This window comes from Mucilaginibacter sp. P2_D11 (genome assembly GCF_056404435.1).
In genome coordinates, this window is the sequence record NZ_JBFUEA010000001.1 from 112,133 (window position 1) to 136,307 (window position 24,175).

Sequence of the window (24,175 nt, forward strand, 5' to 3'; positions counted from 1 at the left end):
ATTATAAACTTTATTCACAGTCAGCCCTTTGTACAAATGTTATTTAGATGCGATATAAATAAGAGGGGGGGGGGATTATTCGGCGAAAGGGTTAAGGATTTTAATTTGAGGTATTTTTCCAAAATCAGCTACATTGCGTGTGATAAGGACTTTATTATATACGATGGCGGTGGCTGCTATGATTGCATCGGGGAGTTTAAGTCTATAGGCTTTTCTTATGACAATAGTAGCCAGTTTCACCGGCTCATCAAGTTGATAAGTTATACAATCCCCAATAAAATTGTTTATTAGTAAAATATCCGCCTCACTTGCAGAACGCCAACTCAAGGTTTCCATCTCTGTGATAACCGAAATCGTAGGGTTTTCGTCTATGAGGAGATTGTCTATAAAATCGGCAGCAGATGGGCTGAATTGTTCCTGAAGATAGTAAATTACCGAATTGGTATCCCAAAGATAATTAGTTCCATTCGTCCCGTAACTCTTTTAATTGCCTTTCAATCTCTTCAATAGGTTGTTTAGGCATTTTGCCTTTATATTTTTCGGCAAAGTTAACCGTGTTATTTACCGGCACTTCATTATGCAGCCTTATAATATTCATTGCTTCCAAATCCTTTAGCAGGTTGATAGCTTTTTCATCTATTATATCTAAAGTTATTGTTGTCATAACACGTTCTACAATACCTAAGTTACAATAATTGCAGTAGAAAGCCAAATTACCTCTTGCTCACCTTAATTATTTTATCTGTCCCGCTGCCGTTGCTGGTAATAATATACACGTCGCCCTGCGGGGATATGGCCACATCGCGCATGCGGCCATAGGTGCCTTTGTAAAAGGTGTTTACAGCATCTACCTTATCGCCTGCGGCGTTTAACTTGATTTGTAAAAGTTCCGAATCCTTCAATACAGCAAGCAACAACGAATTCTTCCATTGCGGTATAGCGTCATTATTATAATAATCGATTCCGGATGGTGCGATGGTGGGTGACCAGGCCTGGATAGGCTCTACCACATTATTTGTGGTACAAAAAGAAGGTTCGGTGCCTGTATCGCAAAAGCCCTCTACATTCGGCCAGCCGAAGTTGCGGCCTTTCTGGATGATGTTTATCTCATCGTTGGTAGTGGCGCCATGTTCCGAGCTGTAGAGCCGGTTGCCCACAAACACCAACCCTTGTGGGTTGCGGTGGCCGAAGGTCCAGAGCGGATTGCCGGCAACAGGGTTATCGGCAGGTATGCTGCCATCTAAATTAATGCGCTGTATCTTGCCGGCCAAACTACTTATATCCTGCGCCCGCGACGATACCGATGCATCGCCGCTGGTGATGAAAAGCTTTTTGTCGGGCGATATAGCCAGCCGCGTGCCGTTATGGACGTTGGAGGCCGGGATATTATCCAGCAGTATCACCGGGTTTATCAGCGTTGTGCCGTTATAAGTAAATTTTACTACCTTTTTGGTGTACACACCTGCTTTGTTGTAGTTATAGGCCACAAACACCTCTGGCGTGGTGGCAAAATCGGGATGCAGCACCATGCCCAATAAACCTCCTTCACCCTGTGCAACCACCTCGCTTATGGTAATTAGCTTCGTGATAGACCCGTCGGCAGGGTTCACCCTGCTTATTTTGCCGTCACGCTCGGTTATCCAAAGCATATCATCAGGCCCCCACAAAATCTCCCAGGGAAACGTGAGGTTCTGGGTAAGCACCACATCGGTAAGCGTAGCATCGCCCGGTTCTGTTGGCGGAACAGCATTCGTGTTCTTTTTACAATTGATAAAGCAAAAAATGCCGGTTGCAATAATTGCGGCCGCTATCCATTTTCTCATGATTTTTAAAGTTTACCGGGGCTGGTAATTGGCTAACAGGCATTTGTGCAAATTGTTGCAAGGGTGCAACCCTTAATCAGCAAACCATTGGTAAAATACTTTAAAGGCAACTTTCCATTGCGCCTCGTTATGTTTGGCGCCTTTCATAATCAAAGGTGCGGGCACTTTTTTACGGTTGAAGCCTTTGGCGATTAATACCGAATCCATTTTGTTCACATAAACAGTTTCGTCGCCTTCCTGGTCGCCGCAGGCTAAAAAGAAGCGTTGTTTGCGTTTTAGTTTCGAATCGGCAGTCAACGGGTACATTTGCGGCGCAATCCAAAACGAGGGCGAGAACACGCCCGCCACCCCAAACACATCCGGGTATTTTACCGCGGCATACATGGATATCAGCCCACCCATCGAACTGCCGGCAATGGCCGTATGCTTCGCATCTTTTTTGGTGCGGTACAGGCTATCGATATGCGGCTTCAACGTATTTACCATAAAGGCCAGGTAGGCATCGCCATCGGGCTTAGAGGCATATTTGCTGGTATAGGCATTATACTCGGCCATGCGGTATTGGCCGCTGTTATCAATGCCTACTACTATCGCCTGCTTATCGGCCGGGAAGGTCTTCAGGGTAGAATCTATCAGCCAGCTGCCTGCAAAACTGGTATTGCCGGTGAATAGGTTTTGCCCATCGTGCATGTAAATAACGGGGTATTTCCTTTTTGAGGTAGCATACCCGGCAGGCAAGTAAATGCGTATTGTGCGCTCGCGCCCAAGCTGCGGCATGTTGATTTTGCTGATAACGATCTGGGCGGTATCAGTGCTTTGGGCAAATAGACTTTGCACTAAAAATATGGCAAAAATTGCCCCTGCCACACGAAGTATGATTTTATTACCCATCGTCTTACTTTTTAACATAACGAACACGCTTTGTTTGAATAAGTATGGTATCTGTAGCGGCAAGGCTTTTTATAACGTTTGTATTAAACCTGGCCCTTGCGAATATGTAGATCGAAGATGGAGAATTATCAGTTTGCCTGGTAAGCAAAAAGGAGATGTAATTCTTGTAGATATAGCCGTCTTTTATAACAAATGGTTTTTCTTCGCGGTAATCACATACAGATACAGGATCGGCGGATGGCTCCGAAAAAATACAATTGCTAAATGGTTGTACGGTGTTGGCACTTAACAATAAGTTTTCGTCGGCCGAACTAACGCCGTGTAAAAGAGCTTTTATAGCGTCAACTGCTTTAAGATTGAAGCCTGAGGCAGATTTACCTTCTATTTGAAATTTAATAGTTTCCAATTTCCCGGTGGTGGACGAAAGTGATTTTACATAAGCCTCTGAGCTGTTTTGAAAATCAATTTCCATATCATACTCTCTATAAGGCTGCTTTTTAACTTCTTCAGAAAAAAGGTTTACTAAATTGGTGTGATTAACCCGTGCAATATAACTTTTTACAATACCCTGATCGGTAATTTCCCCATCCTTTGTGAACAACTGCCCATTCGAAAAAGATAAAGTATCGATGGCAGTATAAGTACCGCCAAGCATAACAATATCGGGGGTATTGTTCTTTTTGCAGCTGGCTAATAACAACACGAAAGGCAGCCAAATAAAATATGGGACTTTGATGCTGCCTTTTAGAGTAACGAATTGCATAACGATAAGGAATAGATCAGCACGAAAATAACAAATTATCCGCAATTTAGCCTAAAGCGTTTCGAAGCTATACCCTTGCCTGCTCCACTCTTCCAATGCCCGCGGAAGCACGTACTCCAGCCGCTCAAAGGCTTTCTGGCTATCGTGAAATACCACTATCGATCCTGCTTCGGTATGTTTCAGCACATTCTTCAGGCAATCGGCAGGGGCGAGGTTGGTATCGAAATCGCCGCTCAACACATCCCACATCACAATATTTAAGTCCGGCCGGGCCTGTTTAAGCAGTTTAATCTGCTGCCGTTTTATACGCCCGTATGGCGGGCGGAAAAGGTTTGTGCCCGTCAATTCATCGGCTTTCAAAAAATTCAGTAGGTATTCTTCGTTTTCTGTGGCCCATCCTTTAAGGTGATTGTACGTATGGCTGCCTACGGCGTGGCCCTGCTCTTTTACCTGCGCAAATACGTCGGGATGCTTGCCAATATTGTCGCCGATGCAAAAGAAAGTTGCCTTAGCCTGGTATCGCTTTAAAATATTTAATACGAACGGTGTAACAATGGGTATAGGGCCGTCGTCAAAAGTCAAATAAATACAGCGGGTACCAGGCGCAGCGTCCCATAACAAATCGGGATACAGCCATTTAAGCAGGCGGGGAGTTTTTACCAGGTACATGCTAAAAAGAGGTTATTTGTTCCATATTTTTAAACAAAGAAATTGAGGCTTGCATAGCTTTTAGCTTATTACGATTGTACAATACTTATTATGAAACTAAAATTACCATTAACAAAAGTAACTATTGCTTGCTTCATATTAATTTCGGTAACCAATATATCTGCTAAAGCGCAGGAATTGATTACCCTGCAAAAAGCGGTAGACCGCGCACTGGAACGCAACCTAACTATAAAACAGGCGCTACTTAACGAAGCCCTAAGTACCGAAGATTACAACCAAAGCCGTTACAACAAACTGCCCAGCGTAAGCGCAAACCCGCAGGCTGGCTACAACTTTGGCCGTAACATCGACCCAACCACCAACCAGTTCATCAACCAGCGCACGTTTACCGTAAATGCCGGCATAAATGCACAGGTAACGCTTTTCCAGGGCGGGCAACTGCGCAACCAGATCATACAGAACCGTATTTTGGTAGATGTGGATAAAAGCAACACCGCGAAAATAAAGAACGACCTTATCCTGAACGTTGTTATCCAATACCTGGCCATATTAACCAACCAGGATCTGGTAACCGCAGCCCAACAACAGATAGATGTCGCCAAAATTGCTTTAGACCGTGCGCAGAAAAACTTCGACGTGGGCAACCAAACCCTTGCCGACCTTTCGCAGGCCAAGGCACAACAGTACACTGCCGATCTTAACCTTACCACCGCCCAAAACCAGCTGGACTTATCGATACTGGTATTGAAGCAATATATGGAAATGGGCCCGCTGGAACAAATTACCGTGGAGAAGCCAGACATCAGCAAGCTTACCGATATCCGCACCCTGTACGATGAAGCAACCGTATTGAAAACCGCTTTAGAAATAAACCCCGATGTAAAACTGGCCGAAACCAGGCAACTTGCAGCGCAGCAAAGTATAAAAGTAGCCATGGGTGCCTATTACCCAAGCCTGGTGTTATTCGGCTCGGGCAACTCGCGTTATTCAGATGCCAGCATCAGGTTCGATAACCCTACTGCCAACTATCCGTTTTTCGATCAGTTTAAAGATAACTTCAACCAATCGATAGGGCTATCATTACAAATACCTATTTTTAGCCGTTTCGCAACCCGTACATCGGTACGTAAAGCACGCATCAATTACCAGGGCGCCGAGTTGAACACCCAGTCGGCAAAGAACAGCCTGAGCAAGGTAATCATCCAAGCTGTGTTTGATTTGCGCGCAGCCAATAAAAAACTGGCCAGCACCACGCAAACTTACCAGGCCAACAAAGATGCCTTTAACATTATACAGCAACGCTACAACGTTGGGCTGGTAAACTCGCTGGATTACAATACCTCGCTTACCAACCTCAATAAATCGCAGTTCGATTTGATACAGGCACGCTACGAACTGGTGTTCCGCAGCAAAATAATCGATTATTACCTTGGCAACCCTATCACATTATAAACGTTAACTCACAAAAAAAATCCTGAATATAAAACATCATGGGAAAGACTACTAAATATATCCTCATCGGTTTAGGCTCGCTGATTGCTTTGCTGATAATACTTAAAGTTGCCGGCGTTATAGGCAAGCCAAAGGTAACGCAGGTTGCCACAGAGAAAGCCGATACACGCGATATAAACGAAACCGTATCTGCCAGCGGCAAGATAAAACCCCACATCGAGGTAAAGATAAGCCCCGAGGTGAGCGGCGAGGTAGTTGAACTGCCTATAAAAGAGGGCGACGTGGTTAAGAAAGGCCAGTTGCTTTGTAAGATCCGCCCGGATATCTTAAAATCGGGCTACGACCGCGCCGTGGCATCTTACAACTCGCAAAGAGCAAGCGTGGGTAATTCATCGCAGATGCTGAAACAATCTGAAGCTACCTTTGCCAACCAGCTTTCTATATACAAACGCAGCCAGGAGCTTTACAAAAATAAAGTGCTTACCACTGCCGAATTCGAGCAGGCAAAAGCTAATTATGAAGGCGCGAAGGCTTCTTTAGAAGCAGCTAAGCAAAACGTTATCGGGTCTACCTACGGCCTGGCCCAGTCATCTGCATCTGTTAAAGAAGCACAGGATAACCTTGCCAAAACAACTATCTATGCACCTGTTGATGGCGTGGTATCAAAATTATCCATTGAAATTGGCGAGCGTGTTTTAGGAACCCAGCAATTTGCAGGTACCGAGATCATGACGATATCCGACCTGAACAAAATGGATGTAAACGTTGATGTGAACGAGAACGACATCAACCGCATAGGCATAGGCAACCCGGCACAAATAGAGATTGATGCCTTTTTGGGCAAGAAATTCGAGGGTGAAGTAATTGAGATTGGCAGCTCGGCCAACGTGGTAGGCACCAATGCCGACCAGGTGACCAACTTTACCGTAAAGGTGAGGATTACGGCACAATCGTACATGGATCTGTTAAAGAAGAACGCAGCAAACCACTCACCCTTCCGCCCGGGATTAACCGCAACGGTTGATATCCAAACCAACCATGTAAAGGCCCTATCGGTGCCTATACAATCGGTTACCACCCGCGAGGATAAGAAAGCCAGCGCCACCACCACTAACGGCACGGATGATAAAAAGAAAACCGCCAGCACACCGGCAGCCAAAGAATATGTGTACGTTTTCGATGCTAAAACCAATAAGGTAAAACAAGTGCAGGTAACCACCGGCATACAGGATGATGCTTACATACAGATATTAAGCGGCCTGAAAGGCGGCGAAGAAGTAGTATCGGCACCGTTCGCAGCTATTTCTAAAGAGCTTAACGATGGCATGCTGGTAGAGAAAGTGGATAAAGCCAAACTATTCACCGGCGATAAGAAGAACTAAGTTTTAGAGAAAAAGGATAAAAGATATAAGGACAAGGGATAAAACCTTTGTCCTTTTTGATTTTCATCAAATCCTGTTCATTCCTCGCCTTTTATCATTTGTCTTTTCTCTGCTTATCTTTTCTCCCTAAAAATTCATTTCTTTGTACCGCAAGGGAAAACCAATTAGCCCTGCAGTACATTATACGCTGTAATGCTTAAGCAAATACATAAGATTACCGTTGTTGGCGGCGGCAGCTGGGCAACAGCCAATATTAAGATGCTTACTGATAACACCGAAGAAAAAGAAATTTTTTGGTGGATGCGGAACGAGCAGGCCGTAGAGCATATCAGCAAATTCCGCCACAACCCCAACTATTTAAGTTCGGTAGAAATAAAAGTGCCGGCTGCAAATATCTCAGCCGATTTGAAGCCGTTGATACAGACAGCCGACTGCATATTATTGAACGTGCCCGCCGCCTTTTTGAAGGAAGCATTAAAAGGAATAACGCCCGAAGACCTGGCGGGTAAGAAGATCGTATCTGCCGTAAAAGGTATTGTGCCCGATGAGAACCAGATTATCGGCGAGTTTATGCACGATAAATACAAGGTGTCCTTTAGCGATTTTATGGTGATAAGCGGCCCCTGCCATGCCGAGGAGGTTGCGTTGGAGAAATTATCGTACCTCACCATTGCCTCACAAGATGTAGAGCTGGCTACCGAATTTGCCGCCATGCTGAACACCCGTTACATCAAAACCATCGTATCGGATGATATCTATGGTACCGAATATGGTGCAGTGCTCAAGAACGTTTATGCCATAGCCAGCGGCATATGTCATGGCGTGGGCTACGGAGATAATTTCCAGGCGGTACTGATATCTAATGCCATACGCGAGCTGGAACGCTTTGTAGATCAGGTGCACCCCATAGACCGCGACATCAAGGAGTCGGCCTACCTCGGCGATTTGCTGGTTACCGCCTATTCGCAGTTTAGTCGCAACCGCACCTTCGGCAATATGATAGGGAAGGGCTACACCGTAACCTCGGCCCAGTTGGAGATGAATATGATTGCGGAGGGCTATTATGCAGTAAATTGCCTACACCAGGTAAACCTGCAGTATAAAGTAGAGATGCCCATATGCGAGGCCGTTTACGCTATTTTATACAAAAAAGCATCGCCCGCGGCCGAAATGCGCAAACTGGCAGAGAAATTGAGTTAAGCTAGGTAGTTAAACTTAATTTAAGTGCTACCATGAAAAAGTTATTCAGTACAGCATTAGTTGCGGTTGCATTATTTGCAGCCTCGCAAAGCTTTGCCCAAACCCATAGAGATACAACTGTTGGGCAAAAAGTAGGTACCACCGTTAAAAAGGGCTGGAAAGCTACCAAAAAAACAGCCAGCAAAGTGGGCAACAAAACCGCCCAGATAGCCTCTACGGGGGCCGCTGCCGTAGTAGATAAAAAATACGACAGCAAGGTGGGCCCGCAGGGCCAAACCATCTACATAGATAAAAACTCCTACTATTATTACGTAAACAGGAAGGGCCGTCACGTTTATGTAAAAGAATCGGCACTGGTGGCCAAGCCATAATATTAGAAATATAAACAGGAGCGCTTGTTGCAAAACAGGCGCTTTTTTACTACCTTATCAACATCATGAAAAGCTATCCTTTAATATTTACGACTGCTGCCTGTGCGCTGATATTATCAACCGCCGCATGCAGCCAAAAAAAAGCCCAACCCGATAAAAAACTTCAGGGCACCTGGAAATCTAAAGACGGGCTAATCAACCTTAAGATAACTGATAAGCAGTTTACGCTTGATAATGAGCCTGAGGACTATTTTACCAAAGGCGATACCATCTTCACTTCGTTTGAGGGCAACCTGCCCTACACCAAATTCCTGATACAAAAGCTGGACGAGAAGCAGCTTAACCTGATGTTCCCCGATTCGGTTGCGGTAGAATTTAGCCGTTAAAACAAAAACCTCCCGGATGCTGGTGCAAACGAGAGGCTTTGTAAACAAAACTAAACTAAAACTATGCTTTCGGGTAAACTACCCCCCCAAAAGCTATTATGAAAACTAAAACTAATTAGAACCTTCTGCGGCGTTCCGGGCGTTCTTCGCGTGGTTTGCCAGAGAAATCACGGAAACCACCGCCAGCGGCGCCTTTGTTCCTGTCTCTGTTAAATCCACCTTCACGTCTTTCACCACCACCAAAACTTCTTTCTCGGTTGTAACCGCCGCCGCCTTCGCGCCTTTGGTAACCGCCTTCGCGCCTGTCGCCGCCACCTGTACGGGTGGTGCTGGTACCTTCGCCGGATACTTCTATCCTCACTTCGCGGCCTTTGAATTCAACGCCTTTAAAGTTGTTGGTTACCATTTCAACATCAGCATTGTTTACTTCAAAAAACGAGAAAACACCTTTAACATCTATTTTGCCAACGGTACGGCCGCTTATTTTGGCGTTGTTGCAAATGTAACCCAGCAAATCGCCGCGGTTAAATTCGTCAACACTACCTAAGTTGATAAACAGGCGTGTGTATTCGCTTTTTCCACCATTATCGCGTGGTGCGCGTTCGCCTCTTTCGCCATCCCTGGTGCGGAAATCATCCGCAGGTGCGTTAAGGTCTGGTGCGTTTTTATAATAATCTAAAAAGCGGTTAAACTCTAAAGATGCAAAACGTTTGATAACTTCTTCTTTGGTTAGCTCGGCAAACTCAAGCATAATACGTGGGATGTATTGCTCTATCTGCTGCTCGTTAACCTCAACGTTGTGTACTTTATGTACCAATGCAAAAAGTTGTTTTTCACAAACATCAAAGCCTGTAGGTATTTCACCCTTAACAAACTTTTTACCGATGGTGCGTTCTATCTGGCGTATTTTGCCAAGCTCTTTGCTGTTGATGATAGCGATAGATACACCTGTTTTACCTGCACGGGCTGTACGGCCGCTACGGTGGGTGTAATTCTCTATCTCATCTGGCAAGCTATAGTTAATAACGTGCGTAACATCGTTAACATCAATACCGCGGGCTGCAACATCAGTAGCAATTAATAATTGCAAGCTGCGTTCGCGGTAGCGTTTCATCACCTTATCGCGTTGCTGCTGTGATAAATCACCATGTAAAGAATCGGCGTTGTAGCCATCTTTGATCAGCGCTTCGGCAATTTCCTGTGTTTCTATCTTGGTACGGCAAAATACGATACCGAAGATTTCGGGGTTGTTATCTACAATGCGTTTGAATGCTGCATATTTATCACGGGCACGTACTACGTAGTACTCGTGGTCGATATTAACATTACCTGTATTTTTCTCGCCCATAGTAAGCTCGAAAGGGTCGGTCATGTATTTCTTAGCAATCCTTCTAACCTCAGAAGGCATGGTGGCTGAGAACAGCCAGGTTTTTTTCTCGTCGGGCGTGGTTGATAAAATACTGTCAATGTCTTCCTGGAAGCCCATGTTGAGCATCTCATCAGCCTCATCCAATACTACAAACCTAACCTGCGAAAAATCTATCGCTTTACGGTTAATAATGTCGAGCATACGGCCAGGCGTGGCCACCACGATCTGTACGCCGCGTTTGATAACGCGAAGTTGATCTTGAATGCTTGCACCGCCATAAACGGCAACAACATTAACGTTGTTCATTTTTTTGGCGTAGTTCTTAATGTCGTTCGTGATTTGTAAACAAAGTTCACGTGTTGGGCATAAAACAAGCGCCTGCGGATGATTTACTTCGAAATCGAGCAGTTCTAATAGCGGCAGTCCAAAAGCAGCTGTTTTACCGGTCCCTGTTTGGGCTAATCCGACAAAATCGTTGCTGCCTGTTAACAATACCGGAATTGACTGTTCCTGGATTGGTGTTGGATTTTCAAATCCTAACTCAGAGATGGCATTAACAATATCATGACGGATTCCCAGATTGATAAATGGGTTCATGAATTTAAATAACGTATTTGGCTACATCGCCAAATCGAGCGCAAAAGTACGTTTAATATTCTAAAATTGCAATGCTGTTTTATTAATTTAGTATTATGGCAATTTTTAGCGCCGGTTTACCCGTAAAAGCTTAAAAATCAAGGCGTTTTTTATGAAGGATATTTCATTTTTGCAATTGCCTCTAAAAACACGGCTGCATTTCCTCCGCAAAAAGGCGATGCTATCATAAATGAACCATCAAAAAATAATGCGCAATCAGCATAAATTTATAACTTTATGCCAACACAACCACTCACATGAAAACCTTTAAACTCTTCTCCGTCGTTTTATTGACGCTATCCACTATCGCTGCGTTTGCGCAGCAAAAAGAAACCATTAAATTAGATACCGTAACCTACGGCAACAATAAAGCAGTAGGCAAATATGCCGATATACGCGGTATGAAGATGTACTATGAGGTGTATGGCAAGGGCGAACCCTTGCTCATCATCCACGGCAATGGCGGTTCTATAAAAGACTTTAGGTACCAGATACCCTACTTCGCCAAAAAATACCAGGTAATATTGGCCGATAGCCGCGCGCAAGGCAAATCCAACAACGACAAGGATTCGTTAAGCTATGAAATGCTGAGCGACGACCTGAACGCGCTGATGGATAAACTAAACATCAAAAATGCCAATGTGATAGGATGGAGCGATGGCGGCATAGAGGGCCTGCTATTAGCTATGCGCAACCCCGATAAAGTAAAAATGCTGGCCGTAACCGGTGCCAACCTCTGGCCTGATACTACAGCCGTAAGCCCATATTTACAAGATTATATACTGAAACAGAACGTGTTTGCGGCCGACTCGTTAAAGAGGATGAAAAACCCCACCAGGCAGATAAAAGACCAGGTGTTGCTGTTGCACCTGCTTAGCTACGAGCCGCATATCAAAGCCGAAGCGCTGCATAAAATTGCCTGCCCTACATTAGTGATAGGCGGCGATCATGATGTTATCCAACCCGAGCATACCCTGCTGATCGCTAAAAACATCCCGAAATCCTATTTATGGATATTGCCTAATTCCGGGCACTCTACCCCAATATACTACCGCGACATGTTTAACCAGGTAATAAGCGACTTCTTTAGCAAACCGTACAGAAAGATAGAGAAATGGGATGTGTTGAAATAGAAAGGAATGTTTTATTGAATTTGGAAGTCCATACAAAGAAGAGCCTCCCACCGACAGGAGGCTTTTTTATGCGACCGTAATTTTTACAAGACGTATTATTGGCTGCTAGCGTCCCCGGCGTTAGTACCCGCCTCAAACATGTGGCGCCAGTTCATATAAATAATTACGCCGATAACTATGGCGGCCAAAACGTATAAGCCGATTTTGCCGTTGCGCTTGTCCTGGCGCAAAACCCATACTAAAAATGCGATAAACGGCAATACGAATATTGCCCAAAAAATATACGATGCTGCAGTCATGTTGGCCCCCTAACCCCCTAAAGGGGGAATAAAATTGTGTTTGTAAAAGTATTAAATAAATCCTAAGCCCTTATGACTCCTGCTCCTCCGCTAACCAGCGGAGGCTGGGGGGCAAACGGCATCCTCGCCATCGGCGCTACTTCCTGCCCTATAAACTCGCCTTGCAGGTATTTATAATAACCGGCAATGGCTATCATAGCGGCATTGTCTGTACAGTATTCGAATTTGGGGATAAAGCAGTTCCAGCCTTTTTCGGCGCAGAGGTTAGTTAGCCCCTGGCGCAGGCCGGTATTGGCAGATACCCCGCCCGCTAAAGCAATATCTTTGATGCCGTATTCCTGGGCGGCGCGTTTTAGTTTATTGAGCAGGATGGTGGCTATGCGCTTTTCTACCGATGCACAGATATCCGCCATATTCTCCTCTATAAAGTTTGGGTTTTTGGCCACGTTATCCCTGATGAAATACAGGATGGCCGTTTTAAGTCCGCTAAAACTGAAGTTATATCCGGGTATCTGCGGCTCGGGGAATTTATAAGCATCGGGATTGCCGCTGCGGGCATTTTTATCTATCAGCGGGCCGCCGGGATAGGGCAGGCCCAATATCTTGCTGGTTTTATCCATGGCCTCGCCGGCGGCATCATCAAGCGTTTGGCCTATTATCTCCATATCGAAGTAATCCTTCACTAGAACAATCTGCGTATGCCCGCCCGATACCGTGAGGCACAGAAATGGGAACTTAGGCTTTTCATCGGCAATAAAATGCGCCAGTATGTGCGCTTGCATGTGGTTTATATCTATCAGCGGCAGGTTTTTTGCCAGCGCAAAAGCCTTGGCGAACGATACCCCAACCAATAAAGAACCTAAAAGCCCCGGCCCGCGCGTAAAAGCTACCGCATCAATATCATTTTTGTTTACTTTTGCGTTTAATAGGGCTTGTTGCACAGCGGGTACAATGTTTTGCTGATGAACCCTAGAGGCAAGCTCAGGCACAACGCCTCCGTAAGCTTCGTGTATGGTTTGGTTGGCAATAACATTGCTCAGTATCCGGCCGTCTACGCAAATGGATGCGGAGGTTTCGTCACAAGAAGATTCAATTGCTAATATTACAGGCACTTTACAAAGTAGAAAATCAAAAGTCAAAAGTCAAAAAAAGAGCGACCTGCTTCTGGGTTAATAAATCGATTCAGAAGTAAAACACTTTATCCGTTTTTGAATTTTTACTTTTGAACTTTTAATTAAATACAAAGTTATTAAAAAACTACTCAAAATAGCGTTAAGCATCGTGCTGATCCTATTGCTGTTTGTCAGCATAGTGTTAATACTATTCCAATATAAGCCGGTGCAAACCTGGGCAGCAAAAAAGGCGACCGCTTATTTGTCCAAAGAGCTCAATACCAAGGTTGATATTAAAAGCCTGTACGTAGTACCATTTAAATCGGTAGTGCTGGAGGGTTTTTACGTATTGGATAAGCAACAGGACACCCTGCTTAGCACGCCAAAATTATCTGTAGAGCTTAGCGGCTTCTCTGTATTCAATAGCATCAAAAGGCGGGTTATCGATTTTAAATCCATCCAACTGGATAATGGTAGCATCAACCTCAAAAAACAAAGAGACAGCACCACCAACCTGAAATTCATTATAGATTATTTCAACTCAGGCGGCGATACCACCAAAAAACCGGTGAGCAAACCCTGGTCATTAACCTTCCAGAAGATTGCCCTCAACAACTTCCATTTCAGGTACAAGAATAATTTACGGAGCAAGGTAATAAACGGCGTTAACTTTGATGACCTGGACGTAAAGCACTTCAGCGTAGTGGTAAACAACATGGATTTGAAGAACCACCTTTTTAAAGCCGATGTTGCCGGGCTTACCTTACAGGAGAAAAGCGGTTTTAAGGTAAACCACTTCAGCGCTAATACTACGATAGATACCACACAAATACTGTTGCAGAACCTGGCTATCGTAACCCCGAACTCCAAATTCAGCAACTTTTTTAAGATGAGGTTCAAATCATTCGATGATTTCGACGATTTCGAGAACAAGATTACCATGGATGCCGATATCAAGCGTTCTCACCTGTCATCAAAAGATATTACTTATTTCACTACCTCCCTCGGCAAGATAAACTTTGAACTGGGGGTTGATGGGCGCGTAAAGGGCATGGTGAATAACCTGCGGGCAAAAAACCTTACTGTAACGGCTGGCCAGGCCACCTTTGTAAAAGGCGATTTTAACCTCACCGGCCTGCCCGATTGGGAGAACACTTTCCTGCAGTTGAAATTCGACCAGGTGGCTACCAACAAGAAAGATCTGGATTACCTGTATAGCCACTTCACCGGCAAGCCCACGGCAAAGATACCGGCTATAGTAGGCAAATTCGGCAACGTAAACTTTACCGGCAGGTTCACCGGTTTGCAAAATGACTTTGTTGCTTTCGGCACGTTCAAGACCGCCCTGGGCCGTTTCGACCCGGACATCAACCTTAAAATAAATAAAAAGGGCGACCCAAGTTACAGCGGCAAGATAACCGCTACCGATTTTAACCTCGGCAGTTTGCTGGATAATAAGGATCTCGGCCGCACTACCCTCTCAGGCAACCTAAGCGGCAGTGGCGACGATTTGAAAACCCTTAACGTAAAGGGCAACGCCAAAATAAAATACATTGGCTATAAAGGCTATAATTATAGCAATTTGGTAACCAGCGGCACCTTTATCAAAAAGATAGCCGCAGGTAAGCTATCTATCAAAGACAAGAACGTAAAGCTGGACATTGCCGGCAGTGTTAACCTGAACCCCACCCTGCCAATTTTTGATTTTACGGGCAACGTAGATAATGCCCGCCTGCGCGAGCTGAAACTGATAAAAGATACCGTTACGGTTACATCGCAACTGAATACTAACTTTTCGGGCAACAACCTCGAGAATTTAGACGGACACATATTGCTTACCTGCATCAGAATTACCGACCCGCGGCAGAGTTATGTGGTGGACACGGTTGCCATAAACGCAAGCGGAAAGGGTGATGCCCGCACCATTTCCTTACACTCGGACGTGGCCGACGGCAGTATCAAAGGCAGCTTTAACCTGGCTACCCTGCCATCGTATTTCAAAACCATCGCCAAAAAGTACGTCCCGTCATTAAAAACAGATATTACCCAGCCCAAGCCGCAGAATTTCGATTTTAACCTGACTTTGAAAAACCTCGATCCGGTGTTGGCCATCTTCAGGCCTGACCTAAAGATACCCGACCAGGGTACGTTTGTGGGCAAGTTCAATTCAAACGACAAGACAGCCACCCTGAGCGGGTTGATAAAGACGATAAAGCTGGGCAAAATTGTTTTTCACGATTTCATCATAGATGAAAGCACCAGCGATGATATGCTGAGCCTCAACGTATCCTTGAACAGGATAGACCTTACGGATAGCCTCTACATCAAAAACATAAACATTGCCAACTTTCTGAAAAACGATAGCCTCAACTTCAACATTAAGCTATCTGATAAAGATGCAACCAACCAGCTGGACCTTTACGGCCTGGTTGAGTTTGGGCGCGATACCACTGCTAAACTAAAATTGCTGCCATCGGATGTGGTGCTTGAACGCCAGAACTGGAAAATACAAGACCAGGTTCGCATCCGCCTGCTTGATGGCAAAACACAGGTGTCGGGATTCGAGCTTTCCAACGGCGTGCAAAAAGTGAAGATAAACGGATTTATATCCGATAACCCGGCAGATGAGCTTAAGGTAACCTTCCAAAAATTCAGCATGGCCACCCTTAACCAGCTTACCAAGCCATCGGGTGTGTTGCTGCAGGGCGCATTGAATGGCGATGTGGTGTTATCGTCGGTTATTAAAAAACCGGGTGTGGATGCTAACCTCACTATCGATTCGCTCATTATGAACAAAACGCTGGTGGGTGATGTAAAGATAAAGTCGAAACTGGATAACGAGCGCGAACAAGCCGATGTTAAGGTAAACATTACCCACCATGGTTTAGAAACGCTTAACCTTTCGGGCGTATATACGCTTGGGCACGATGCGGGCGACAACCTCGATTTCGACGTAAAAATGGATCATACCGAGGCCATCATCTTCGAGCCGTTCGTAAAAGGGCTCGTATCCGATCTCAAGGGAACGGTATCTGCCAACCTCAAGCTGTCCGGTTCGCCATCCAGCCCCGAGCTGAATGGAGACCTTACCCTCAACAACACAGGCGTTACGGTTGATTACCTTAAAACAGCCTATACGGTAACCCATAAGCTAAGCATGGCCAATAGCGTTATCAACATAGATAACATGGTGCTGAAAGATTTTAAAGGCGGAACAGGTACAGCCAACGGAAAGGTAGACCTAAATAACATCAAAAACCCCACTATAGATATTACGCTGGAAGCCCGAAACCTGTTGGCGCTTAATACAACCTTTAAAGATAACCACCTGTATTATGGTACTGCGTATGGCTCGGGTACCTTCAGTTTCAAAGGCCCGGTGGATAACATGAAAATTGATATAACGGCCAGTACCGAGGCTGGTACCATTTTCAACATTCCGCTAAACACCTCTTCTACCGCGGCCGATTACGACTTCATCAAATTTGTAGACCATAACGATACCACCCGTAAAGTAGTTGCCAAAGTAAACGCTTTTAATGGCGTTACCCTCAACTTCGACCTTACGGTGGATGAGAAGACAATTGTGCGCATCAGTACCGATTACGGCGTGCTGGAAGGCACCGGGCAGGCAAAAAACTTACAGTTGAAGATCAACAGCCTCGGCGATTTCGAGATGTTTGGCGATTTCCTCATCACCTCGGGTAAATTCGAATTTACGGCCAAGGATTTTATCAGCAAGAACTTCGTGGTGAGCCAGGGCGGTACCATCAGATGGACAGGCAACCCCGCCAATGCCGAAATTAATTTAAAGGCTTTGTACGAGGTACGTACCGATATTGCCCCCTTGTATAACGCGGCGGGCTTAACCTCGCCCTATGGCGCAAAACAGGTATTGGTGCAGGCAGAATTGCTCATAAGCAAATCGCTGATACAACCTACTATCGATTTCAACTTCAACTTCCCGGTAGACCCCTCTATAAAAGACGACCTGAGTACTTACCTGGCCGATAATAATAATCGCAGCCAGCAGGCGCTAAGCATTATTGTGCGGCGCAATTTTGCATCGGGCACGGGCAATAACCTAACCAACCAGGTGGTGGGCACAGCAACCCAGGCCGTAAGCGAGTTTGCGTTCAATAAGCTCAATAACTTCATATCGCAATCAAACATCAAAAATTTCGATTTGAACATACGTTCGCTTAACGATGCCAGCTTAGGCTTCAGGTTTTTGAACGAACGGTTATTGCTGAACGGCAGCTTTTACTCTAACACAGGCACCAGCGATATCTTTAACAGCAGTACCAGCCTGTTCAATTCAGATTTCCGCACGTTGAATAAAGATTTTGAGATACAGTACCTGATACGGAAAGACGGCAACCTGCGCGCAAGGTACTCGTACCGCGCGCTCAACAGCACTACGCTCAATTCCATAAACGACCAACTGGGGGTACAATACGTAAACGGTATTGGTTTGGTTTACCAACGCGATTTTGATACCATCGGCGAATTTTTCCGCAATATTTTCAGGCAGAGCCGGAGGAATAAAACACCAACAACGCCGTTGCCCGTACCTGCCGCAACCATGGCGCCAACAGTTACCAATACCGCCCCTGATGATAAAGACTCAGACGACGGCGCAGATGATTAATGCTCGCGCATGATGGCGTGGTCCATCTTATCGCGCTTGGTACGCAGGTAGGCCTCGTTATGCGGGTTAGAAGGGATTTCTATCGGCAGGTTCTCTACCACCTCTAAACCATAACCAATTAGCCCCGCACGTTTCTTTGGGTTATTGGTAAGCAGGCGCATTTTAGATATACCCAGGCTACGCAATATCTGCGCGCCGATGCCATAATCGCGCTGATCCATGCCGAAACCCAGCTTTATGTTGGCTTCAACTGTATCCAGCCCGTTCTCTTGCAGGTGGTAGGCTTTAAGCTTGTTTACCAGGCCAATGCCGCGGCCTTCCTGGTTCATGTAAATAATAACTCCTTTACCCTCTTTGCTGATGATTTCCATGGCTTTGTGCAATTGCGGCCCGCAATCGCAACGGCAGGAGCCGAAGATATCGCCGGTAACGCAGCTGCTGTGTACGCGCACCATTATAGGCTCGCCAACCTGCCATTCGCCTTTTACAAGGGCAAGGTGATTCTCGCCGGTATCCAGCTGGGTATAGGCAATCATGTCGAAATCGCCCCATTGGGTGGGCATTTTTACCGATACCTCCTTACGCACCAACGATTCGGTGTCCAGGCGGTAAGCAATCAAATCTTTTATAGATACAATAACCAGGTTAAATTCTTTGGCAATCTCCAGCAACTCGGGCAGGCGGGCCATATCGCCGTCTTCCTTCATTATTTCGCAGATAACGCCGGCTGGCTCAAACCCTGCCAAAACAGAAAGATCTATAGCCGCCTCGGTATGGCCCGAACGGCGCAGCACGCCGCCGTCTTTAGCAATCAAAGGGAATATATGCCCGGGGCGACCCAAATCTTCGGGCCTGGTGGCCGGATCAATCAGTGCGAGGGTTGTTTTTGAGCGGTCGGTAGCAGATATGCCTGTGGTGCAGCCATGGCCCAGCAAATCTACCGAAACGGTGAAGGCCGTTTCGTGCGAGGTGGTGTTGTGGCTCACCATCGGCTCCAGCTCAAGCTCGCGGGCGCGCCGGGTGGTGATGGGCGCGCAAACCAGCCCGCGGCCCTGGCGTACCATAAAATTGATGGTTTCGGGCGTTGCGTTGCGGGCAGCGGTTAAAAAATCGCCCTCGTTTTCGCGATCCTCATCATCAACTACGATGATGGTTTTGCCGGCCTTTATAGCCTCAATCGCTTCGGGTATGGTGTTGAGCAAAGTATGCATATTTATGAATGCCCCGAAGTGCTTAAAAACTATAAACGGGGGGGCGCAACAAAGTTAGATGATAATTGAAGGAATACAGTCGGTAATTTGTAAAACTATATGGGCTGCTTTGCCTTGCGCAAACGGAAACGTTTAAAGAAGCGTTTGTACAGATCCATATCGAATACTGCGGAATCGGTAGCGGCCTTATAACTGAGGAAAAGCCCTATCGGGAACAATACCGCAATGGCTATCCAGGCGCCAACAATAGGGGAGAGGTCGCCCTCCTTGGCCGATTTTTCGCCTATGGTACCGATGATGTAATAAATTAAAAAGAAGATAACCGATACCACCACCGGCAGGCCAAGCCCCCCTTTGCGTATGATGGCCCCAAGCGGCGCGCCAATCAAAAATAACACGATACAGGCCGCGCCGAGCGTGAACTTCCGCTGGTATTCCATGATATAGCGGCGGATGCTCTTGGACGAATCCTTATAACTATCGGTACGGTTCCGAAGCACATCCTGCAGCTGTTTTACCTCAATAGCAGCGTTGTTGTAAGAATTGAGCTTTTCATTTATGCCGTTCAATAGATTGCTATCGGCAGGGGCAACATGTTTGATAGCTGCCCATTTATCGGGCAGCGCAAAATACTTTATGTAGGGCCTGATGAGCGTATAGTTCGTGTTTATGGTACTATCTACGTAACGGCTTGCCGAATCTACGTAGTGATCTAATTGCTTCAGGTTCATCATCATAGATGCGCTCCTGAACTCGTTCTGGTTGGTGCGTTGTATCCCCATTCCGTCTAAGCTAAATTTTTGCTCGGTTTCTTTAAACCGGAAACGCGTAAGTTTCTGGCGCTGGAAGTAGTTATTGTCGCTTGGGGTTTCTTCATAGCGCACGCCATCTTTAAGCCTTAACACCAGGAACTTGTCATCTTTGGTGCGGTACATTAACCCCGATTTGGCGAAGGTTACGATGTGGTTTATCTGCAAGGCACCACGCTGGTATATCATGATATCATGCAGGGTTTGCCCGTCCGGGTCTTTCTTTTTCACACGGATAGCGTAGCCCTGGAAACGATTGGTGAATATGTTCTCGGGCAGCAGATCGGCCGATTTTTGCTTGCGTACATCGTACAGCAGCGAGTAGTACTTGAGGTTGGCCCGCGGCAGCATCCAATCGGAAAAGGCGAAAGCGGCGATACTTAAAATAACCACCACAAACATCATAGGGTACATAGCGCGGCGCAAAGAAATGCCTGCCGATTTGATGGCCACCAGTTCGTAGTTTTCGCCCAGGCTGCCGTAGGTCATGATAGAAGATAGCAATACCGATAAGGGTAGCGCCATAGCCACGTTGGTAGCAGAGTTGTACATCATCAGCTCCAGGATGATATACCATTGGAAGCCCTTGCCGATGAGGTCATCGATGTATTTGAACAAAAACAACATCAGCAGCACAAACATCACAATGAACAAGGTAACGATAAACGGCCTTATGAATGATTTGAGCAGCAGGAGGTGTATTTTCTTCATCGGGGCAAATTCGGCAGCACGGCAACTGCATATGCATAACTGCAATTATCGGTGCATATTGTTATTAAGGCCGCAAAAATACAGAAAATTACGGAGGGGTTATGCGCCCAGCACGCTTATGAGGTAATCTACCTGGTTATCCCATATCTGCTTGCGCTCGGTAAGGGTATCGGGCGTAGCAAAATCAGTAACAGCCAGGGCCACGTCGTTAGTAAGCTCATCCTGGATAATTTCCATCTCGAAATAGGTTTGCGGTTCATCGTCTACCCATTTAAAACGCACCAGTTTGTTCTCTTTAATGGCAACGAGTTTGGCGTTTTGCTTCTCATCGTCCCAGGTAAAAGTGTAAATCTGGTCGCGCACGGTAACATCGTCGGCAAACCATTGCGATAAACCGTTAGCCTCGTTCAGGAAGGTGTACAGTATTCTGGGAGAGGATTTTATCTCGTATTCTAAATTGAATTTCTTCTTCTCGGACATGGGCGGGTTAATCGTTAGCAACCGGTGGAAATGTAAATGTTAACATTTTTTCTAAAGAAAACTAATTTCTGCTATATTTGCAAACCTTTTTCGGGAAGCATCGAAATATATTCCGAAAAGTAGTACTCGCTGAAACGAGTGCTTAAAATAACCACCCGGCGGGGTAGCTCAGATGGTTAGAGCGTAGGATTCATATCCGCTGGCAAGCGGACGGCAGTCCTGGAAAATATTTATGGCGGGGTAGCTCAGATGGTTAGAGCGTAGGATTCATAACCCTAAGGTCGGCAGTTCGATCCTGCTCCCCGCTACATTAGTAGAAGGCCCCTTGAAAAAGGGGCTTTTCTCGTTATTACCATTATGTTTACCGTTTACGCGCTATACTCGCCAACTTTCAACCAAATTTACATCGGCAGTACATCCGATATGACTAACCGATTCCTTTCTCATAACGAGTTAGCCACTAAAGGGCATACGATAAAATATCGCCCATGGGTGATTGCTCATATCGAAGAGTACCCAACAAAAGCCGAAGCGATGAAACGCGAAAAACAACTTAAAACTGCTAATGGAAGGCAGTTTATATGGGGTATCGTTAAATCAAAATTTGATAGCTCAGATGTTTAGCGCGCAGGTTCATATCCGCTGGTAAGCGGACGCCAGTTCGATCATGCTCCCCGCTACATTGGCAGAAGGCCCCTTGAAAAAAAAGGCTTTTATTGTTATTATGATTATGTTTACCGTTTACGCGCTATACTCGCCAACGTTCAACACCTATGAGCACAAATGAAATAAAGAGTTTAACAGGTGTACGTGGCTTGGCTGCTGTTTATGTAATGGTTTTCCATTGGTATGGGGTGTTTTTTCATAAAAAACCGCAGCCGATTAACGATTATTTGGCGGTTTTTATTGGTCATGGTTATTTATCGGTCGATTTATTTTTCGTGCTAAGTGGCTTTTTATTAAGTTTAACATCATCAGCCAACTTTAATAATCATCTATTTAAAAATGATTATAAAGCGTTTATGTATAAGCGATTTTCCAGGATATTTCCCTTATATATCGTTGTAACGCTATTGTATTTTCTCCTTTTTCATTCAGGTGATTTTAAAAGCCTTATTGTAAATTTAACTTTATTACAGGGGATATTTCATTTTTCAAACGACTCCCTGATTTCACCAGGGTGGTCATTAACAAACGAATGGGTTGTTTATTTTTTCTTTCCGGTAGCGTTTTATTTTATATGGAAAATTAGGAACAAAGCCTGGATGCTATTAATGGCGTCAATTATCATATTTATAGCGATATGCACTTTTAGAAGTGCTTTTTTAAACTGGGGTAATTATTATTATTTATATAAAAATAAAGGTTTTTATCCGGTAATTTCATTCACCCGTGGTCCGGCTAGCTTTTTACGGACTATTGCAGCATACCTATTAGGTATTTTTGCCTATTTGAGTTTTGAAAGGATAAAACAACAAGTTGTGTTTGTAAAATACTTAGCCATTCCACTATTTGTTTTGCTTTTTTTTAAGAGGACGGACATTTTGATCATCCTTTCGATGCCCTTTTTTATCGTTTATATAACAGAAAGAAATACGATCAATCGGTTTTTATCCAGTAAAGCTGTTTACTTTTTAGGCCTTATATCCTATTCGTTATATGTAAATCACTTTTTGTTTATTGAATCCTTTGATAAAATATCAAAGGTACTGGGCATTGACCTTAACAACTACCTAATTATTAGCTTTTGCTACGTAGCTATTGGAACATTAGCGTTTAGTACAATAACTTATTATGTAATAGAAAAACCGGCTGCAAAGTATTTGAAAAAAATGCGCGAACGCTTTTATGCAAGCAATTAGGCTATCGCAATTAACAGTATATGGTGAATGCGTTAGGGAATTAAAGTTTGCTATTTAGAAAACCCAAAACTGGCAGAAGTCAATATTTTTTATTTCAATTCTATTGGTCATGATTTCCTTTTAGGTGCACCGTTCCAAATTAAAGCCACACAATATGGCAGGATATCGTCGGTTTTTTAATTACAAGATCGGCAGCTAGAGTTGCTCCAGCTACTTAAACAAAAACGCGACGAAAACACCACCACAGGTGTCTCCATCGCGTTTTATCGTTTCGCCAAATGGCTAATCCTTAGTTCTTTAAACTCAACTCCTTGGTCTGCATCATCTTGCGCAGGTTGTTCAATGCATAGCGCATACGGCCAAGGGCGGTATTGATGCTTACGTCGGTAACGTCGGCAATTTCTTTGAAGCTCATATCGCCGAAGTGGCGCATAATCAGCACTTCCTTCTGCTCTGATGGCAGCAGTTGAATCAACGATTTCAGGTCCTTATGGGTTTGCTCGCGCACCAGGCGGTCCTCGGCGCTTTCGTCGTAATTACCCAGTACCTCGAATATATCGAAGTCGTCGCCATTGCTAACCATCGGCGCACGTTTTTCGCGGCGGAAATGGTCAATCACCAGGTTATGGCCAATACGGGTTACCCAAGGCAAAAACTTGCCCTCCTCGTTGTATTTGCCGGCTTTTAGCGTATTAATAACTTTTATGAACGTATCCTGGAAAATATCTTCGGCCAGTGCTTCGTCTTTTACGAGCAAGTAAATAGAAGTATAAATTTTGGCTTGGTATCTGCGGATGAGCTCTACAAGCCCTGCTTCGTCACCGCCGACATATAGATGGATTAGATCCTGATCACTTTTCAATTGAAAATCCATAGAAACTACTAATAAACTAAATTAAAATCTTTATCGTTATTTATTGAGTAGAGTTGTGTCTATAGCGTTTCTTTTAGGGGTTAAAAAATGT

General features: G+C 45.0%; 21 protein-coding genes, 1 tRNA gene and 1 pseudogene. 10 read left to right on the plus strand and 13 right to left on the minus strand.

Annotated elements, in window-relative coordinates; all coding sequences use genetic code 11:
- Positions 1–75 precede the first annotated feature (75 nt).
- The 6 genes and pseudogenes from AC1DXC_RS00410 to AC1DXC_RS00435 form a co-directional block, all read right to left on the minus strand.
- Positions 76–441: pseudogene (locus AC1DXC_RS00410) on the minus strand (type II toxin-antitoxin system VapC family toxin); the annotation flags it as partial.
- A gap of 16 nt (positions 442–457) precedes the next feature.
- Positions 458–664, minus strand: coding sequence for a hypothetical protein (locus AC1DXC_RS00415; protein ID WP_477457145.1), 207 nt, complete (start codon positions 662–664; stop codon positions 458–460).
- A 49-nt stretch (positions 665–713) separates the two neighbouring features.
- Positions 714–1,823: a PQQ-dependent sugar dehydrogenase gene (locus tag AC1DXC_RS00420; protein WP_477457146.1), complete on the minus strand. Its 1,110-nt coding sequence runs from the start codon at positions 1,821–1,823 to the stop codon at positions 714–716.
- A 72-nt stretch (positions 1,824–1,895) separates the two neighbouring features.
- Positions 1,896–2,714, minus strand: a complete 819-nt coding sequence (locus AC1DXC_RS00425; protein ID WP_477457147.1) for an alpha/beta hydrolase — start codon at positions 2,712–2,714, stop codon at positions 1,896–1,898.
- A 4-nt stretch (positions 2,715–2,718) separates the two neighbouring features.
- Positions 2,719–3,369, minus strand: a complete 651-nt coding sequence (locus tag AC1DXC_RS00430; protein ID WP_477457148.1) for a hypothetical protein — start codon at positions 3,367–3,369, stop codon at positions 2,719–2,721.
- Between the two features lie 159 nt (positions 3,370–3,528).
- Positions 3,529–4,146 carry a polysaccharide deacetylase family protein gene (locus AC1DXC_RS00435; protein ID WP_477457149.1) on the minus strand — a complete coding sequence of 206 codons (618 nt, stop codon included), beginning with the start codon at positions 4,144–4,146 and terminating at the stop codon, positions 3,529–3,531.
- Positions 4,147–4,236: 90 nt separating this feature from the next.
- Here AC1DXC_RS00435 and AC1DXC_RS00440 point away from each other — a divergent pair, with 90 nt between their 5' ends.
- The 5 genes from AC1DXC_RS00440 to AC1DXC_RS00460 all read left to right on the plus strand — a co-directional run bounded on the left by AC1DXC_RS00440 (position 4,237) and on the right by AC1DXC_RS00460 (position 8,937).
- Complete coding sequence (locus AC1DXC_RS00440; RefSeq protein WP_477457150.1) at positions 4,237–5,598, plus strand: TolC family protein; 1,362 nt, start codon at positions 4,237–4,239, stop codon at positions 5,596–5,598.
- Between the two features lie 38 nt (positions 5,599–5,636).
- Complete coding sequence (locus AC1DXC_RS00445) at positions 5,637–6,980, plus strand: efflux RND transporter periplasmic adaptor subunit (RefSeq protein WP_477457151.1); 1,344 nt, start codon at positions 5,637–5,639, stop codon at positions 6,978–6,980.
- 192 nt (positions 6,981–7,172) lie between these two features.
- Positions 7,173–8,180 (plus strand): NAD(P)H-dependent glycerol-3-phosphate dehydrogenase, encoded by a 1,008-nt coding sequence (locus AC1DXC_RS00450; RefSeq protein ID WP_477457152.1) that lies wholly within the window; start codon positions 7,173–7,175, stop codon positions 8,178–8,180.
- Between the two features lie 32 nt (positions 8,181–8,212).
- Complete coding sequence (locus AC1DXC_RS00455) at positions 8,213–8,551, plus strand: hypothetical protein (RefSeq protein ID WP_477457153.1); 339 nt, start codon at positions 8,213–8,215, stop codon at positions 8,549–8,551.
- Positions 8,552–8,616: 65 nt separating this feature from the next.
- Positions 8,617–8,937, plus strand: coding sequence for a hypothetical protein (locus AC1DXC_RS00460; protein ID WP_477457154.1), 321 nt, complete (start codon positions 8,617–8,619; stop codon positions 8,935–8,937).
- 115 nt (positions 8,938–9,052) lie between these two features.
- Here AC1DXC_RS00460 and AC1DXC_RS00465 read toward each other — a convergent pair whose 3' ends face one another.
- Positions 9,053–10,903, minus strand: a complete 1,851-nt coding sequence (locus tag AC1DXC_RS00465) for a DEAD/DEAH box helicase (RefSeq protein WP_477457155.1) — start codon at positions 10,901–10,903, stop codon at positions 9,053–9,055.
- A 296-nt stretch (positions 10,904–11,199) separates the two neighbouring features.
- Here AC1DXC_RS00465 and AC1DXC_RS00470 point away from each other — a divergent pair, with 296 nt between their 5' ends.
- A complete protein-coding gene (locus AC1DXC_RS00470; protein WP_477457156.1) occupies positions 11,200–12,075 on the plus strand; it encodes an alpha/beta fold hydrolase in 876 nt (291 codons plus the stop codon).
- 95 nt (positions 12,076–12,170) lie between these two features.
- Here AC1DXC_RS00470 and AC1DXC_RS00475 read toward each other — a convergent pair whose 3' ends face one another.
- Complete coding sequence (locus AC1DXC_RS00475; protein WP_477457157.1) at positions 12,171–12,374, minus strand: hypothetical protein; 204 nt, start codon at positions 12,372–12,374, stop codon at positions 12,171–12,173.
- Positions 12,375–12,436: 62 nt separating this feature from the next.
- Positions 12,437–13,486 carry a tRNA (adenosine(37)-N6)-threonylcarbamoyltransferase complex transferase subunit TsaD gene (gene tsaD, locus AC1DXC_RS00480; protein WP_477457158.1) on the minus strand — a complete coding sequence of 350 codons (1,050 nt, stop codon included), beginning with the start codon at positions 13,484–13,486 and terminating at the stop codon, positions 12,437–12,439.
- 169 nt (positions 13,487–13,655) lie between these two features.
- Here tsaD and AC1DXC_RS00485 point away from each other — a divergent pair, with 169 nt between their 5' ends.
- Positions 13,656–18,137, plus strand: a complete 4,482-nt coding sequence (locus AC1DXC_RS00485) for a translocation/assembly module TamB domain-containing protein (RefSeq protein ID WP_477457159.1) — start codon at positions 13,656–13,658, stop codon at positions 18,135–18,137.
- Here AC1DXC_RS00485 and AC1DXC_RS00490 read toward each other — a convergent pair.
- From AC1DXC_RS00490 to AC1DXC_RS00500, 3 genes are all read right to left on the minus strand, one after another.
- A complete protein-coding gene (locus tag AC1DXC_RS00490; RefSeq protein WP_477457160.1) occupies positions 18,134–19,348 on the minus strand; it encodes a bifunctional 3,4-dihydroxy-2-butanone-4-phosphate synthase/GTP cyclohydrolase II in 1,215 nt (404 codons plus the stop codon). The genes AC1DXC_RS00485 and AC1DXC_RS00490 overlap by 4 nt on opposite strands.
- Before the next feature lie 95 nt (positions 19,349–19,443).
- A complete protein-coding gene (locus AC1DXC_RS00495; RefSeq protein ID WP_477457161.1) occupies positions 19,444–20,868 on the minus strand; it encodes an LptF/LptG family permease in 1,425 nt (474 codons plus the stop codon).
- Positions 20,869–20,967: 99 nt separating this feature from the next.
- Positions 20,968–21,348 carry an START-like domain-containing protein gene (locus AC1DXC_RS00500; RefSeq protein WP_477457162.1) on the minus strand — a complete coding sequence of 127 codons (381 nt, stop codon included), beginning with the start codon at positions 21,346–21,348 and terminating at the stop codon, positions 20,968–20,970.
- A 234-nt stretch (positions 21,349–21,582) separates the two neighbouring features.
- Between AC1DXC_RS00500 and AC1DXC_RS00505 the strand changes: the two genes are divergently transcribed.
- From AC1DXC_RS00505 to AC1DXC_RS00515, 3 genes are all read left to right on the plus strand, one after another.
- A tRNA-Met gene (locus AC1DXC_RS00505) sits at positions 21,583–21,656 on the plus strand.
- A 49-nt stretch (positions 21,657–21,705) separates the two neighbouring features.
- The gene (locus AC1DXC_RS00510) at positions 21,706–21,972 is read left to right on the plus strand and encodes a GIY-YIG nuclease family protein (protein WP_477457163.1); all 267 of its coding nucleotides are present in this window, start codon (positions 21,706–21,708) and stop codon (positions 21,970–21,972) included.
- 149 nt (positions 21,973–22,121) lie between these two features.
- Positions 22,122–23,210, plus strand: a complete 1,089-nt coding sequence (locus AC1DXC_RS00515; protein WP_477457164.1) for an acyltransferase family protein — start codon at positions 22,122–22,124, stop codon at positions 23,208–23,210.
- Between the two features lie 289 nt (positions 23,211–23,499).
- On the opposite strand, the gene AC1DXC_RS00520 is transcribed toward AC1DXC_RS00515, so the two are convergent.
- Positions 23,500–24,084, minus strand: coding sequence for an RNA polymerase sigma factor (locus AC1DXC_RS00520; RefSeq protein WP_133229196.1), 585 nt, complete (start codon positions 24,082–24,084; stop codon positions 23,500–23,502).
- Positions 24,085–24,175: the final 91 nt, after the last annotated feature.